Source organism: Vibrio sp. Vb0888, assembly GCF_033338835.1.
In the GTDB taxonomy this organism is placed as follows: domain Bacteria; phylum Pseudomonadota; class Gammaproteobacteria; order Enterobacterales; family Vibrionaceae; genus Vibrio; species Vibrio alginolyticus.
In genome coordinates, this window is the sequence record NZ_JAWOTL010000004.1 from 22,385 (window position 1) to 37,931 (window position 15,547).

Genomic DNA, 15,547 nt, shown 5'->3' on the forward strand with positions numbered 1-15,547 from the left:
TAATAAAAACGAATATGGAGATAACACTGTGAGCATAAAACACTGGATGAGCGCACCTATTGCGGTTGCGACCTTATTCGCCAGCCAATTATTTTTGGTTGGCGCTCCGTTAGCGGCAGAAGAGAAGGATTTTATCGATCCTCGAAATGACGCCTTTGAACAGAACCATCCCGACCAATACCACTCTTGGAAAGCAACATCCGAAAGTGAGCACATAGAAGATGCTCTAAGTGAAGACCCAAACATGGTTATCCTGTGGGCAGGTTATGGCTTCGCGAAAGACTACAACAAAGCGCGCGGTCACTTTTACGCACTTGATGATGTTCGCCAAACCTTACGTACTGGCGCACCAACCGACGAGAAGTCCGGGCCTATGCCGATGGCGTGCTGGAGCTGTAAAAGCCCAGACGTTGCTCGCGTGATTGATGAACGTGGTGAAGACGGTTATTTCGAAGGTAAATGGGCACGCTTAGGCTCAGAAATCGTCAACCCTATCGGTTGTTCCGATTGCCACAACACGGGCTCTGAAGCCTTCAAGAAAGGCGAACCCGCGCTGGCACTGACTCGCCCATACGTCGAGCGTGCTTTTGATACTATTGGTAAAAACTTTGATGAACAGTCTCGCCTAGATAAGCAAGCATCGGTCTGCGCTCAATGTCACGTTGAATACTACTTCACCGGCCCAACTAAAGCGGTTAAATTCCCATGGGATATGGGCACCACCGTTAATGACATGGAGAAATACTACGACGCGTTGAATTTCAAAGATTGGACGCATGCCGTATCTAACGCGCCGATGCTAAAAGCACAACACCCGGGTTTCGAAACTTGGAGAGCGGGTATTCATGGTAAAAACAAAGTGGTGTGTGTGGACTGCCACATGCCTAAAGTGACCAAAGAAGACGGTACGGTGTACACAGACCACAAAGTGGGTAACCCATTTGATCGTTTTGAAGACACCTGTGCGCAATGCCATACCCAAACTAAAGAGCAGCTACAAGGCATCGTCTCGACTCGCAAAGCGCAAGTACTGAACATGAAGCTAACCGCCGAGAAGCAAATCGTAGCGGCACACTTTGAAGCAGGCGCAGCGTGGAAAGCAGGTGCAACAGAAGCAGAGATGGAACCTATCCTACAAGATATTCGCCATGCACAATGGCGTTGGGACTACGCGATTGCTTCTCACGGTGTCCACATGCATGCTCCTGAGGTAGCACTAGAAGTACTTGGTACTGCAGTTGACCGCGCTGCTGACGCCCGTACCAAGTTGGTTCGCTTACTGGCAACCAAAGGCATTACTGACCCTGTTCAAATTCCAGATATCTCGACCAAAGCGAAAGCACAGCAAGCACTGGGCATGGATATGGATAAGATGAACGCAGACAAGAAACACTTCCTAGAAACGGTGGCACCAGAATGGGATAAAGCAGCAGCTGAACGCGAAGCCACATATTAGTCTAACTTGCAGAGGTTAGTTTATAGATACAACAAGGGGCGTACTGAACGCCCCTTTTCTTTCTTTATTATCTTTATCTCTTCATCCTGATTCTATCGAGAGACAAAAATCGAATGTACTAGCGACGAGGAAGCCTAGGTCTAGGTTGAATATTTGGACGTGCTTTAGGTATCTGCACATTTGGACGAGCAACTGGACGCTGGATCTTCGTTTCCGGTAATGCTTTTCTTTGTTGAACCTTTTCTTTCACCGCCTTGCCTTGTAAAGTCGCTGGTTCAATATGCTCCGGACGATTCTCCCATTGGGTTCGAATCTCTTGCTTTTGCTCGTCAGGCAGTGATTGCCAATGATCGTCAAGTTGGCGTTTCATGTTATCGATATTGGCGGACATATCGTCGTCTTTCCAATCTTCGACTTTGTCTTTGATGGATTGCTGTTGGTCTTCATCTAAACCATTCCACCACTCTTCCAGTTTCTCTTTGTATTCATCGTCGTTATCGCAACAGCCCGGATAGTAATAAATCCAGTAGTCGTCATGATCGTACCACCACGGGTCGTAGTAACCCGATGAATAATAAACCGTAGAGGAAGAGCCAGAATGATCGGAAGAGCTACAACCCGCCAGCACAGAGCCGCACAGCAAAACCAATATGCTTAGTGCTTTATTTTTCATTCGTTGCCCACCTTTCTCTCTATTGCTTGTTAAATTGTACGCTTACAATAGCTCTTTTGCTTTGTTAATAGAGTTAATGATTTGCACCCTATCTAAATTTGGATCATTAGAATCTAATAATATTACCCAGGCATCAATCGCTTCCTGAAATCGGAATGACAGAAAATGATCATTTGCGATCAAAGACAAAGCGGCTTCATTGTGCGGTTCTATCTGCAAAGCTTGCTCCAAAAGCAAGCTAACTTCTTGCGTCATTGATTGCTGGTGAATGTAGTACAAGGTCGTCGCCTTTGCAGCAAGTTGCGTGGCACTGACTGGCTCAGTCAGTTGGATCGCGTAATCAAAACAAATCAGCGCGCCATCAAATTCCCCCTCTAGCAGGTAGCCCTGCCCGAGTTGGAACCACAATTCAGCGTTGTTCGGATCTTCACGCAACTGGTCTTGAATCTCTTTCATGATGTCACGAGCAGTCATCATTCGTGACATTTCCGCTTGTATTGGTTTAGGCGGTGTTTGATGCAGCAATAAGAAACTGGCACTCGTCACGACAAGTACTAACAGGCAAAAGCCAAACCATTGAGCAGGTTTAACTTTTGATGCACTCAGTGATAAGAGTACGATAAACAACCCCATCAGAGTGATGGCAGCGAAAAACCAAACAGACATAACACGTCCTGTAAACAAAGATAACGTCAGTGTACGCATTTCTTACTTTAAATGCGTTGATACAGATACAAAAAAGCCGAGCAACTAAGGGCTCGGCTTTTCATATCAGGATAACGATGTAAGATTACTCTTCGTTACCTTCCTCTGCATCATCAGCAGCTGGAGCTTCTGAAGCGTCTTGCTGCGTATTTTCGCCTGTTGACTCTAACGCTTCTGCATCTTCATCAGCAGGCAGCTCTTCATCATCAACTTCTTCAATACGTTGCAAACCAACAACTGATTCATCTTCCGCAGTACGGATAAGCGTTACACCTTGTGTGTTACGACCAACCTGGCTAACTTCACCCACACGAGTACGTACTAACGTGCCAGCGTCGGTGATCATCATCATTTCATCACCTTCAACAACCTGGATAGCACCAACTACCGGGCCATTTCGCTCAGAAACTTTGATAGAAACTACACCTTGAGTGCCACGACCTTTTGTCGGGTACTCGCTAAGTGCTGTACGTTTACCATAACCGTTTTCTGTAACCGTTAGGATATCGCCTTCGTGCGAAGGAACAATAAGTGATACAACTTGGTCATTTTCAGCCAGTTTCATACCACGAACACCAGAGGCGGTACGACCCATAGGACGAACACCTTTAAACTTGATCTCTGGCTGACCATTCTCATCAAGAACTGGTTTACCATTTTCATCAAGTACTGGAATCTCTTCTGCTTCTTTAAAGCGAACCACTTTACCCGCTTTAGAGAACAGCATGATTTCGTTTTCGCCGTTAGTGATATCCACACCGATTAACGAATCGTCTTCACGTAGGTTCACAGCGATTAGGCCGTTTGAACGTACGTTTGCAAACTGGTTCAACGGCGTTTTCTTAACCGTACCGTCACCTGTTGCCATGAAGATGAATTTGTCTTCAGAGAATTCATCAACACGTAGAATCGCGGTAATGCGCTCACCTTCTTCTAATGGAAGGATGTTCACAATTGGCTTACCACGCGCAGTACGGCTCGCTAGAGGCAATTGGTAAACTTTCAGGCGGTATGTCTTACCACGAGTAGAGAAACACAAGATGTTATCGTGGGTATTCGCCACTAGAAGACGCTCGATATGGTCTTCATCTTTCATCTTAGTCGCACTCTTACCTTTACCACCACGGCGCTGTGACTCGTAGTCGCTCAGTACTTGGTACTTAACGTAACCACCGTGAGATAGAGTAACCACAACGTCTTCACGTGCGATCAGCTCTTCCATGTCAATATCATGGCTCGCAGCTGTGATTTCTGTACGACGAGCGTCACCAAAGCCGTCACGAACCGCTTCAAGTTCTTCACGGATCACTTCCATCAAACGCTCAGTGCTCGCAAGGATATGCATGAGTTCAGCGATTTCTTCTAGAAGTGTTTTGTATTCGCCAAGAATCTTCTCGTGTTCTAGACCTGTTAGTTTATGTAAACGTAGATCTAGGATAGCTTGTGCTTGTTGCTCAGTCAGGAAGTACTGACCATCACGAATACCATATTCAGGCTCTAGCCATTCAGGGCGCGCAGCATCTGTACCAGCACGCTCTAGCATTGCTGAAACGTTGCCTAAATCCCAACCACGAGCGATAAGACCCGCTTTTGCTTCAGCCGGTGTAGGTGCCTTACGGATAAGCTCAATGATTTCATCAATGTTAGCAAGCGCTAGAGCTAAACCTTCAAGGATATGAGCACGTTCACGCGCTTTACGCAGTTCGAAGATAGTACGACGTGTCACAACTTCACGACGGTGATCAACGAAGCACTTCAGCATATCTTTTAGGTTGAATAGCTGTGGCTGGCCATTGTTTAGGGCCACCATGTTGATACCGAAAGTGGTTTGCAGCTGAGTCTGAGCGTAAAGGTTGTTTAGAACTACTTCGCCCACAGCATCGCGCTTACACTCAATAACAATGCGCATACCGTCTTTATCTGACTCGTCGCGCAGTGCACTGATGCCTTCTACTTTCTTATCTTTAACTAGCTCAGCGATCTTTTCGATCAAGCGAGCTTTGTTCACCTGGTAAGGAATTTCAGTGACGATAATGGTCTCTTTACCATTCTTCTCCACTTCGATGTCCGCTTTCGAACGCATGTAGATTTTGCCACGACCTGTTTTGTACGCGTCTACAATGCCTTTACGACCGCTGATAAGCGCCGCCGTTGGGAAATCAGGACCAGGAATGTAATCCATTAGTTCATCAATAGTGATTTCTTCATTATTGATGTATGCAAGACAGCCATCAATCACTTCGCCAAGGTTATGAGGCGGGATGTTGGTTGCCATACCTACTGCGATACCAGAAGCACCGTTAACCAATAGGTTTGGAATTTTAGTTGGAAGAACCGCTGGGATCTGCTCAGTACCGTCGTAGTTTGGTACGTAGTCTACGGTTTCTTTGTCTAGGTCAGCCAATAGTTCATGGGCAATTTTGGCCATTCGAACTTCGGTGTAACGCATTGCCGCAGCAGAGTCGCCATCGATCGAGCCAAAGTTACCTTGACCATCGACCAGCATGTAACGAAGCGAGAACGGCTGAGCCATACGTACGATTGTGTCGTACACAGCACTATCACCATGTGGGTGATATTTACCGATTACGTCGCCGACAACACGGGCTGATTTTTTATATGGTTTGTTCCAATCGTTGCCTAGTACGTTCATCGCGAATAAAACGCGGCGGTGTACTGGTTTTAGGCCATCACGCACATCTGGAAGAGCACGACCCACGATGACTGACATCGCATAGTCTAGATATGAACCTCTAAGCTCATCTTCAATGTTTACGGGCGTGATCTCTTTAGCTAAATCGCTCATAGAGCCATTATCCCTCTATTATCTGATCGTAATTACGATACGTGTAAGGTGCAAAAATATAACACACAATTCATCACTTCGGCATCACTTTCCCTCTCCTTTTATCAGGTTGTGAGCTTGGTTATGAATCAAATGTCGAGAATTTGCACACTCATCCCATATCTTTCTGATTAGTGGTTATATTTCGGTCAATATTGAGCAAAATCGGACTCTTTACGCGGAAAAGCGATGTAAATTCCTTTAACTACACAACGCGAAAATGCAGGTTTTAGAGTTATTGTCACTGGCACCAGTTCAAGGATGAACCAAAAACAATAGTTAGCGCTTTACAAATTACAGGCACCTGTCTCGATTGCCGCGCCAGTGAACTCTGTCATTGTCCCTTAACTAAGCACATCGAGGTTGTTTGGGTGTAAAACGTTGGAGTATACTGGCGCCCTCTAAAGGACTCAGATTGAATGCAATAAAACCAATTATGACTAAAGCACAAAACGTCGACCCAAGTGAAATTAAGAAATTCGAGGACATGGCTTCTCGATGGTGGGATTTAGAAGGCGAGTTTAAGCCGCTTCATCAAATTAACCCACTTCGTTTGAACTATGTACTTGAAAAAGCAAATGGCTTGTTTGGCAAGCGCGCACTTGATGTCGGCTGTGGTGGTGGCATTCTTGCTGAAAGCATGGCAAAAGAAGGCGCTATTGTGACGGGGCTTGATATGGGTAAAGAACCATTAGAAGTCGCGCGACTACATGCATTAGAAACAGGTACTCAACTGACCTACATTCAGAGCACAATAGAAGACCACGCTATAGAAAACGCAGGAACTTACGATGTCGTGACTTGTATGGAGATGCTTGAACACGTTCCAGATCCTCTCTCCGTTATCCGCTCTTGTGCTGCACTAGTCAAACCCGGTGGTCACGTGTTTTTCTCAACTTTGAACCGAAACATTAAGTCGTACTTATTTGCTATTGTCGGTGCTGAGAAGCTTCTTAAGATTGTTCCTGAAGGCACTCATGAGCACGATAAGTTTATCAAGCCAGCCGAAATGATGAAGATGATAGACCAAACTGACCTGACGGAAATGGGCATTACTGGGCTTCATTACAACCCTCTAAATGACAGCTACAAACTCGGTCGTAATGTAGATGTAAACTACATCGTTCATACTAAAAAATACTGAACGCTATTAAGTTAAAAAATGAGTTTTGTGATTGACATTTTTTAAAGAAAATGAATCGGAAGCGGTAGCACATAGTTGCCGCTTTTTTTGTCTTTTTATGGCTAAAATTCGTGCTCTAGATTCCATTTTGACCAAGCTATTTTTCGTAGATAAAAACGGCCAAAGATCAAGGAAAATATTTTTGCATGCGGTTATTTCTAAACCGATCTCGAAACCGTACTTTTAACCATTCAAGTCTGCCCTTTTCTCATCGGTTAGTGTTCACTTACTGATTTTTTTCATTTTGTCAGTTATCCACAAGTCATCCCCGATCTGTACCTTGATAAATCAGTGTAATAGCACTATCTTGTAACCCGCAAACAAATGAACCCCTATATGTTGTGTTTAAGCGACAATATATAGATAGACTTTGATCACAAAGCCGCCGCAAGCTTTACTCATATTGCACATAAACAAACAAAAATACGGCTTTTATCAGTTTTCTTAGGGAAATAAAGCAGAATGAACCAACAACTTACCGTCACCAAGCGTGATGGCCGTAAAGAAAGTATCGATCTGGATAAAATCCACCGCGTTATCACTTGGGCTGCAGAAGGTCTAGATAATGTTTCGGTTTCTCAAGTAGAACTTCGCGCTCACATCCAGTTTTACGACGGCATCACAACGACAGATATTCACGAGACAATCATCAAGTCTGCGGCAGACCTGATCTCTGAAGAGACTCCGGATTATCAATACCTAGCTGCTCGCCTAGCGGTATTCCATCTGCGTAAAAAAGCGTATGGCCAATACGAGCCACCAACGCTTTATGATCACGTGTCTCGCCTCGTCGATATGGGTAAGTACGATCAACATATTCTAGAAGACTACACAAAAGCAGAACTCGACGAACTTGATGCGTACCTCGACCATAAACGCGACCTAAACTTCTCATACGCGGCAGTTAAGCAGCTAGAGGGTAAGTACTTCGTACAGAACCGTGTTACGGGCCAAATTTACGAAAGTGCTCAGTTCTTGTACATCCTTGTAGCAGCGTGCTTATTTGCGAAATATCCAAAAGCGACACGTCTTGATTACATCAAACGTTTCTACGATGCGACATCGACATTTAAGATTTCTCTACCTACGCCAATTATGTCTGGCGTGCGTACCCCTACTCGCCAGTTCAGCTCATGTGTTCTGATCGAGTGTGGAGACAGTCTTGATTCTATTAACGCAACAGCAAGCTCAATTGTTCGTTATGTATCTCAGCGCGCTGGTATTGGTATCAACGCAGGTCGTATCCGTGCATTAGGCTCAGAGATTCGCGGTGGTGAAGCATTCCACACTGGTTGTATTCCGTTCTACAAGTACTTCCAAACAGCAGTAAAATGTTGTTCACAAGGTGGTGTACGTGGTGGCGCAGCTACTGTGTTCTACCCAATGTGGCACGGTGAAGCACGCTCACTAATGGTACTTAAGAACAACCGTGGTGTTGAAGAAAACCGTGTTCGTCACATGGACTACGGTGTTCAGTTAAACAAACTGATGTACCAACGTTTAGTTGAAGGCGGCAATATTACGCTATTCTCACCATCTGATGTACCTGGTCTGTACGACGCATTCTTCGAAAACCAAGAAGAGTTTGAGCGTCTATACGTGAAGTACGAGAACGATCCTTCAATCAAGAAAGAAACGGTTAAAGCGATTGAAATGTTCACTCTGCTAATGCAAGAGCGTGCATCAACGGGTCGTATCTACATCCAGAACGTGGACCACTGTAATACTCACAGCCCATTTGATTCTGAAGTCGCTCCAGTTCGTCAGTCGAACCTATGTTTAGAAATCGCACTGCCAACGAAACCATTAACTAACGTTGAAGATGACTCAGGCGAGATCGCACTGTGTACGCTTTCTGCATTCAACTTAGGTGCTATCAAGTCTCTAGATGATTTCGAAGAGCTATCCGATCTTGTTGTTCGTGCGTTAGATGCACTGCTTGATTACCAAGATTACCCTCTACCAGCGGCATACAAATCGACTATGAACCGTCGTACGCTAGGTGTTGGTGTGATTAACTTTGCTTACTACTTAGCGAAGAATGGCGTGAAATACTCTGACGGTAGCGCGAACGGCCTAACTCACCGTACGTTCGAAGCAATGCAGTACTACCTATTGAAAGCATCTGTAGCACTGGCGAAAGAACAAGGTAAGTGTCCTTCATTCGACGAGACGAACTACGCGAAAGGCTTACTGCCGATTGATACGTATAAGAAAGATATCGACCTAATTTGTGACGAAGCGCTGCACTACGACTGGGACAGCCTACGTAAAGAAATTATGGAGCACGGCCTACGTAACTCAACACTGACTGCGCTAATGCCTTCTGAGACTTCTTCTCAGATTTCAAACGCAACTAACGGTATTGAGCCACCACGTGGTTACGTTTCAGTAAAAGCTTCGAAAGACGGTATCCTGAAGCAAGTTGTACCAGAGTTCACAGAACTTAAAGACAGCTATGAACTGCTTTGGAATATCGGTTCGAACGACGGTTATCTACACCTTGTGGGTATTATGCAGAAGTTTGTTGACCAAGCTATCTCTGCTAATACTAACTACGACCCGTCACGTTACGAGACTGGCAAGGTTCCAATGAAGAAACTACTTCAAGACCTGCTAACAGCGTATAAGTTTGGTGTGAAAACGCTTTACTACCACAACACTCGTGATGGTGCGAAAGATGAACAGAAAGACGCTGTTCAACCACAAGATGACGATTGTGCTGGCGGCGGTTGTAAGATTTAATCTTCCCGTACCTAGCGAACCCGTAAAGACAGACTATCGATAACCTCCCCCTTACGGGGAGGTTTAAAAGGAATTGAGGCATTATGGCTTACAGTACTTTTAACCAAAAAAAGAATGACCAATTGAAGGAACCAATGTTCCTAGGTCAATCAGTAAACGTTGCACGTTACGACCAACAAAAGTTTGAGATTTTCGAAAAACTTATCGAGAAACAACTTTCTTTCTTCTGGCGTCCAGAAGAAGTAGACGTATCTAGCGACCGTATCGATTACAACAAACTGCCAGATCACGAGAAGCACATCTTCATCTCTAACTTGAAGTACCAAACGCTTCTTGACTCTATCCAAGGCCGCAGCCCTAACGTGGCACTGCTGCCGCTTGTGTCTCTGCCAGAACTAGAGACTTGGATTGAGACTTGGTCTTTCTCTGAAACGATTCACTCTCGTTCTTACACACACATTATTCGTAACATCGTGAACGACCCTGCGGTGGTGTTTGATGATATCGTTGAGAACGAGCACATTCTGAAGCGTGCAAAAGACATCGCGCACTACTACGACGATTTGATTCAAGCGACGAATGATTACCATCGCTACGGTGAAGGTGAGCATGTCCTTAACGGTGAAACGGTTAAGGTTAGTCTGTACGATCTTAAGAAGAAGCTTTACATCTGTCTGATGTCTGTTAACGCATTAGAAGCTATTCGTTTTTACGTAAGTTTCGCATGCTCTTTCGCTTTCGCAGAACGCGAACTAATGGAAGGTAACGCGAAAATCATCAAGCTGATCGCTCGTGACGAAGCACTTCACTTAAACGGCACGCAGCACATGATCAACCTGCTACGTAACGGTCAAGATGACTTCACTTTCATGCAAATCGCAGAAGAGGCAAAACAGGACTGTTTTGACCTATTCAAAGAAGCGGCTGAGCAAGAAAAAGAGTGGGCAGAGTATCTATTCAAAGATGGCTCTATGATCGGTCTAAACAAAGACATCCTAAGCCAATACGTTGAATACATCACAAATATTCGTATGCAAGCGGTAGGTCTACCAGCAGCGTATCCAGAAGCAACAACCAACCCAATTCCATGGATTAACGCTTGGTTGTCTTCAGATAACGTTCAAGTTGCGCCTCAAGAAGCAGAAATCTCTTCTTACCTTGTGGGTCAAATTGACAACGAAGTTCGCGCAGATGACTTCGAAGGATTCGAGCTGTAATGGCAACACTCAAAATCAACAAACTGATCAGCATTGAATCCAACCCTTCCAATACGATTTTGGAAACAATGGAGCAAGCTGGCCTATTACCAGAATACAACTGCCGTGATGGGCACTGCGGCGCCTGTCGCTGCAAATTGGAGTCTGGTGAAGTGGAGTATGTTGGTTTTGCCATGGCTTACACACAAAGTGATGAAATATTACCTTGTATCTGTAAAGCAAAATCAGATTTGTCACTTAGCGGCGTTAACTACGCGATGAAAGAAAAGCAGCGCGCATAACGTTGACTCGACGGTATAAAATGCAAAAGCCAAGGCAATCACCTTGGCTTTTTTGTCTCTGTGTTTTGTCTCTCAGACTACTGTAGAGAGCTTTGGTTATAAAGCACTGCTCGGGAGGTGCATCTCTTTAACTTTCTCCAAAAATGCATAATGCGCAAACATCGGTTTACGTTCTAGGTAGCGACGCAACAAGTCTAGTGCTGCCGTGCTGATCACTTTAACTTGATCACTGCGCTGATACTTTTTCGAGAGTTTATATAACGCTCCCCACTCGCCTGACGGTGTCGATAAAGCGACGGAAAAAACACCCTCTTCAATATGGCCAGTAACGAGTGATAAATCCGTCCCACACTTCTCTCGCGTAGCACCAGCCAGAGCAAACGTTTCCGCTAATGGATCTCCGCTGTTGGCCATCGCTTGAGTCAGGCTCGGTAGTATCCAACCATGCCCTAGTTGCTTTTCAGCGTTTTCATCACCGTTTAGCCAGTACGTTAAGTATCCTCCGCTACTTTTTTCGGAGGTCGACACTGTTAGTCCTTTATCGACCAACAACTGGCCGACATTTTCAACCATAGGTAAATCAATACTAACGGTATTACTCTCAAGGTGTTTATTAATTATCTGTACGAGTTTCAAACGCTGTTCAAGCTGATCTGAAGGACCAAAAAGTTTCACTTCAATAAAAGGCAAGTAAGAGCGATACCCTAGCTCATAGCCTTGAGGAAGTTTTAGCTGATCTAGCTTATCTGAAATACCGGATTCAGACAGACCAAACGTGTAGATTCGACTACAACATGAACCTTGAACATCGGGAAACACTCTTCTCAGATCGGGAAGAATTTGCGTCTCTGCCATGAGCTTAAATTCACTTGGTACACCCGGTGTGAAATAAAAAATGGCATCATTAATCAGCATTTTGAAACCGCAAGCAGTGCCTATCGGGTTGTCCAATATCTCTGCCGTTTCTGGCAGCATTGCTTGCTTTAAATTACTGTCCGGCATAGGGATGCCACGTCGAGCATACAAACTTTCTAGATGCTGCAACCACTCTTTGAATAGCACCAGTTTACAATCGGCGGCTCTCGCGGCGGCGGCAGCACTCATGTCATCCGTTGTAGGGCCTAAACCACCATTAACAATAACCACATCGTTGTTAAAGCTGAGCATTAAAAACTCTTCAACCAAACTCGATAGGCTATCACCAACCGTTGAGCGCTTTGTTAAGCCAAATCCATGTTGATAAAACAGGCTAGACAACCATGCCGCATTAGTATCAACAATATCACCGTGGAGGACTTCCTCACCAGTACTAAGCATTGCTATTTTCACAACTGACTCCTGAACGTAAGCACAATCCTATTTTCGTTATAGCGCTTATTTTTCTTTTTATTTGGACAAATCTCGCCGAGGTTTGTTGGGACTAAATAAGGGTCAAGTGTTTAAATGATTGATGTTTTGAGGGATAATTACGAGCCCGAACATACACCATTAACTCGGAGACCTTTGTGTCAAAATCATCCATGTTCAAGACGACTCTAACAGGCCTTTGCTTGGCTTCGTCAGCGCTTGCGCACGCAAGTCACTATGACCTAAGCCGTCATACAGAGTTTTCTTACACACCTGATTGCTTGTCAGGTTACTGCGAAACGACGACTCTGTACACCTTCGAGGCTCAAAATCGCGGTGTTATGTATGAACAGAATAATGATGATTCGCTAAACCTTGACGCAGGGCTTCAGCCTAAACATCTCATCATCCCTCAAGATAAAGACTGGGATTACCTGATGGGTCAAACCTACACCATTCTAGGTCTCAGTATCGCGACCGTAGGCATGATGACTTTTCTTCCAGAAAGTATCACCAAATGGGACGAAGAAGACCGAGACATGAGTAAGTTGGGGCAAAAGTGGAAAGATAATGTCTCTGACGGCCCCGTTTGGGATCGCGATGAACATGTCCTCAACTACATCATGCACCCATATTTTGGCGGCGTTTACTACACGGCAGCACGTCACGCTGGCTATAATGAATTTCAGTCGTTTTTGTACTCCGCAACTATGTCGACGTTCTTTTGGGAGTATGGCGTGGAGGCGTTCGCAGAAGTACCATCTTGGCAGGATATTTTTATCACACCATTCTTTGGTGCTGTTGTTGGTGAAATGATGTTAACGGCTGAGCAAGACATTATTGCAAACGGCGGCGAAGTTATGGGCTCTGAAACCGCAGGTGATGTTTCGCTCTTCTTCTTAAACCCTGTTGGACATATTCATTATTGGGTAACTGATGCATGGGGCGGTAGTGCAGAACTACAATTCAATTCATCACCTTGGTTTGGAAACCAAGATGTTGCAAAATTCGCCATGGACGCAGGCGCAAACTATGACAGTCAATTTTATGGTGTCGAGTTAAAAGTAACCTTCTAATCCTAAGTTGATACTCGGTAAAAAGCAGCCTTACGATGGCTGCTTTTTTTGTGCTCTGAACATTGTTTTAATTATTTGCATCACGAATTAGTGTTAAAAATTGACTTTCATCAAACATTACCCGCCCTTAGCACCTACACTAAATAAAAGGATTTATTCCAATAACTTAAGTAGCACGTTTATTCGTACTGCGTCCAAACCTTGATTCCAGGAGGGGACATTATGAACACCGTATTTATTGTTAATTTTGTCGGACAAGCGTCACCCGCCACGATTAAAGAGCTCGCTGCAATCACACACGAAAACGGCGGGAAATGGCTGATCAGCAAAGTAAACTTTATCGAAGACCAAGTTGCAGGTGTCATCAAAGTAGAGCTTCCAAGAGAAAATGCCGACATCGTTAAACAGGCGTTCTCTTCTTGTCAGACTCTTGTTGTTAGGTTCGTCGACTCTGAACCTCATTCATATCGTGAAGACACTATCTTCCAACTTCGTTTAGATGCCAACGATAGAGCGGGTATTGTGAATGAAATTACTCACGTTCTCGATAATCAAGGTATCTCAATTTTAGATATGGATTGTCAGCGTGTATTCATTGCTGGAGGCGGAGGGGTAAGCTCTAGCTTATTCAGCGCTAAAATGGCGATAAAACTACCTAGCGAGCTAGAAATTGAAGACATAGCCAATGAGTTAGAATCTCTGAGTGAAGACACTCGTGTAATTGTAGAAAGCTAACTGCATACCTTTAACGCTTCCCCAATAAAAAGAGCAGCAATTCAGCTGCTCTTTGTCGTTCTAATACTCAATACGTTTTATTTCACTGACCACTGAGACAGTGAACGTTTGAAATCAGAGTAGTCAAATTCATTCAGTTTTTGAATGTCACCATTCGAGCGTTCACAGTAGACCGACGGCATACGTAGACCGTTAAACCAGTTCAGTTTCACCATGGTGTAACCGGCACTATCTAGAATATGCAGACGCTGTCCTATCTCTAGAGGCTGTTCGAAGTTCGCCACGCAGAACTGGTCACCAGCCAAACAAGAGCACGAGCCGATCACATACTCATGTTCACCATTTTCAGATGCTTCAAGAATTGACGCTGGCTCATTGTAGATCAACGTATCTAAGCGGTGAGCTTCTGTGGCTGAATCGACAATCGCCGTCTTCTTTACGTTCTCTACAATATCAACCACTGTTACAACGAGATCAGTTGTCTTAGTAATTATCGCTTCACCCGGCTCTAAATACATTTGTACGCCGTGTTTCTCTGAGAACGCTTTAAGTGCTAACCCCAACTTCTCGATATCGTACCCCGGCCATGTGAAGAACACGCCGCCGCCCATGCTTACCCAGTCCAGCTTATCTAGGTACTCGCCAAACTGATCTGAAATAGCATCGAGTAAGCCGATAAACGCATCCACGTCTTTGTTCTCACAGTTCATGTGGAACATTACGCCATCAATACCATCAAAAATTTCCGGTTTGATGTGATCAGCCTGAACACCAAGACGAGAGAATTGACGCGCTGGGTTTGCTAAGTCTTGCCCTGCATAGCTCATACCTGGGTTTAGGCGCAAGCCAATCGATGCTTTGCCTTCGACAATATGACGATAAGCCGCTAGCTGTGACTGAGAGTTAAAGATCATCTTGTCACAGATGTCCGCCACATCGCGAACGTCATCTTCGCTGTAACCCACACTGTATGCGTGTGTCTCACCACCGAACGTTTCGTAGCCAAGCTTCACTTCAAACGGGCCAGAACTTGTTGTTCCGTCTAGGTAAGGCTTGATGATGTCGAATACACCCCATGTTGAGAAGCACTTCAGTGCTAATACAAGCTTCACACCAGAGATGTCTTTTAGCTGTTTTGCTTTCTCTAGGTTCTCAATCAGCTTGTCTTCATTGATCATGAAGTATGGCGTTTTTAGTTCGTTTTGTTGCATTTTGATACCTTACGTCCCTTCGCCTTAGCAAAGACACTATAAAATCGAACAAAGCCGACGCAAGTGCATCGGC

The 15,547-nt window shown here is 44.8% G+C and carries 12 protein-coding genes; 7 read left to right on the forward strand and 5 right to left on the reverse strand.

All coding sequences use genetic code 11. The features are described 5' to 3' along the window. The first annotated feature begins 28 nt into the window (after positions 1-28). Entirely contained in the window at positions 29-1,456 is a 1,428-nt protein-coding gene (gene nrfA, locus R7P72_RS07710; RefSeq protein WP_031778935.1) for an ammonia-forming nitrite reductase cytochrome c552 subunit, read from the forward strand. A 118-nt stretch (positions 1,457-1,574) separates the two neighbouring features. Here the strand turns inward: nrfA and R7P72_RS07715 are convergent, their stop codons facing one another. The 3 genes from R7P72_RS07715 to gyrA form a co-directional block, all read right to left on the reverse strand. Continuing rightward, the gene (locus tag R7P72_RS07715) at positions 1,575-2,129 is read right to left on the reverse strand and encodes a hypothetical protein (RefSeq protein WP_005376825.1); all 555 of its coding nucleotides are present in this window, start codon (positions 2,127-2,129) and stop codon (positions 1,575-1,577) included. A gap of 42 nt (positions 2,130-2,171) precedes the next feature. Further along, a complete protein-coding gene (locus tag R7P72_RS07720) occupies positions 2,172-2,795 on the reverse strand; it encodes a tetratricopeptide repeat protein (protein ID WP_031778934.1) in 624 nt (207 codons plus the stop codon). Between the two features lie 124 nt (positions 2,796-2,919). Next, the gene (gene gyrA / locus R7P72_RS07725) at positions 2,920-5,640 is read right to left on the reverse strand and encodes a DNA topoisomerase (ATP-hydrolyzing) subunit A (protein ID WP_005376821.1); all 2,721 of its coding nucleotides are present in this window, start codon (positions 5,638-5,640) and stop codon (positions 2,920-2,922) included. Between the two features lie 475 nt (positions 5,641-6,115). Between gyrA and ubiG the strand changes: the two genes are divergently transcribed. The 4 genes from ubiG to yfaE all read left to right on the forward strand — a co-directional run bounded on the left by ubiG (position 6,116) and on the right by yfaE (position 11,105). Next, positions 6,116-6,823, forward strand: a complete 708-nt coding sequence (ubiG, locus tag R7P72_RS07730) for a bifunctional 2-polyprenyl-6-hydroxyphenol methylase/3-demethylubiquinol 3-O-methyltransferase UbiG (RefSeq protein ID WP_005376820.1) — start codon at positions 6,116-6,118, stop codon at positions 6,821-6,823. Positions 6,824-7,324: 501 nt separating this feature from the next. Beyond that, positions 7,325-9,607, forward strand: a complete 2,283-nt coding sequence (gene nrdA, locus R7P72_RS07735) for a class 1a ribonucleoside-diphosphate reductase subunit alpha (RefSeq protein WP_005376819.1) — start codon at positions 7,325-7,327, stop codon at positions 9,605-9,607. An 83-nt stretch (positions 9,608-9,690) separates the two neighbouring features. Beyond that, positions 9,691-10,824, forward strand: coding sequence for a class Ia ribonucleoside-diphosphate reductase subunit beta (gene nrdB / locus R7P72_RS07740; protein WP_005376818.1), 1,134 nt, complete (start codon positions 9,691-9,693; stop codon positions 10,822-10,824). After that, positions 10,824-11,105 (forward strand): class I ribonucleotide reductase maintenance protein YfaE, encoded by a 282-nt coding sequence (gene yfaE, locus R7P72_RS07745; RefSeq protein WP_005376817.1) that lies wholly within the window; start codon positions 10,824-10,826, stop codon positions 11,103-11,105. The genes nrdB and yfaE overlap by 1 nt, the downstream gene beginning before the upstream one ends. A gap of 96 nt (positions 11,106-11,201) precedes the next feature. On the opposite strand, the gene R7P72_RS07750 is transcribed toward yfaE, so the two are convergent. After that, the gene (locus tag R7P72_RS07750) at positions 11,202-12,434 is read right to left on the reverse strand and encodes a CinA family nicotinamide mononucleotide deamidase-related protein (protein ID WP_005376816.1); all 1,233 of its coding nucleotides are present in this window, start codon (positions 12,432-12,434) and stop codon (positions 11,202-11,204) included. A gap of 191 nt (positions 12,435-12,625) precedes the next feature. On the opposite strand from R7P72_RS07750, the gene R7P72_RS07755 reads away from it, so the two are divergent. Together R7P72_RS07755 and R7P72_RS07760 are read left to right on the forward strand one after the other, a co-directional pair. Then, entirely contained in the window at positions 12,626-13,528 is a 903-nt protein-coding gene (locus R7P72_RS07755; protein ID WP_005376815.1) for a DUF3943 domain-containing protein, read from the forward strand. 222 nt (positions 13,529-13,750) lie between these two features. Beyond that, a complete protein-coding gene (locus tag R7P72_RS07760) occupies positions 13,751-14,263 on the forward strand; it encodes a glycine cleavage system protein R (RefSeq protein WP_005376814.1) in 513 nt (170 codons plus the stop codon). Between the two features lie 77 nt (positions 14,264-14,340). Here the strand turns inward: R7P72_RS07760 and nspC are convergent, their stop codons facing one another. After that, entirely contained in the window at positions 14,341-15,474 is a 1,134-nt protein-coding gene (gene nspC / locus R7P72_RS07765) for a carboxynorspermidine decarboxylase (protein ID WP_005376812.1), read from the reverse strand. Positions 15,475-15,547: the final 73 nt, after the last annotated feature.

Excerpts from the sequence above, each read along its gene's own strand:
- R7P72_RS07715 (WP_005376825.1), bottom strand. The coding sequence starts at position 2,129 with ATGAAAAATAAAGCACTAAGCATATTGGTTTTGCTGTGCGGCTCTGTG.
- R7P72_RS07720 (WP_031778934.1), bottom strand. The coding sequence starts at position 2,795 with ATGTCTGTTTGGTTTTTCGCTGCCATCACTCTGATGGGGTTGTTTATC.
- gyrA (WP_005376821.1), bottom strand. The coding sequence starts at position 5,640 with ATGAGCGATTTAGCTAAAGAGATCACGCCCGTAAACATTGAAGATGAG.
- ubiG (WP_005376820.1), top strand. The coding sequence starts at position 6,116 with ATGACTAAAGCACAAAACGTCGACCCAAGTGAAATTAAGAAATTCGAG.
- nrdA (WP_005376819.1), top strand. The coding sequence starts at position 7,325 with ATGAACCAACAACTTACCGTCACCAAGCGTGATGGCCGTAAAGAAAGT.
- nrdB (WP_005376818.1), top strand. The coding sequence starts at position 9,691 with ATGGCTTACAGTACTTTTAACCAAAAAAAGAATGACCAATTGAAGGAA.
- yfaE (WP_005376817.1), top strand. The coding sequence starts at position 10,824 with ATGGCAACACTCAAAATCAACAAACTGATCAGCATTGAATCCAACCCT.
- R7P72_RS07755 (WP_005376815.1), top strand. The coding sequence starts at position 12,626 with ATGTTCAAGACGACTCTAACAGGCCTTTGCTTGGCTTCGTCAGCGCTT.
- R7P72_RS07760 (WP_005376814.1), top strand. The coding sequence starts at position 13,751 with ATGAACACCGTATTTATTGTTAATTTTGTCGGACAAGCGTCACCCGCC.
- nspC (WP_005376812.1), bottom strand. The coding sequence starts at position 15,474 with ATGCAACAAAACGAACTAAAAACGCCATACTTCATGATCAATGAAGAC.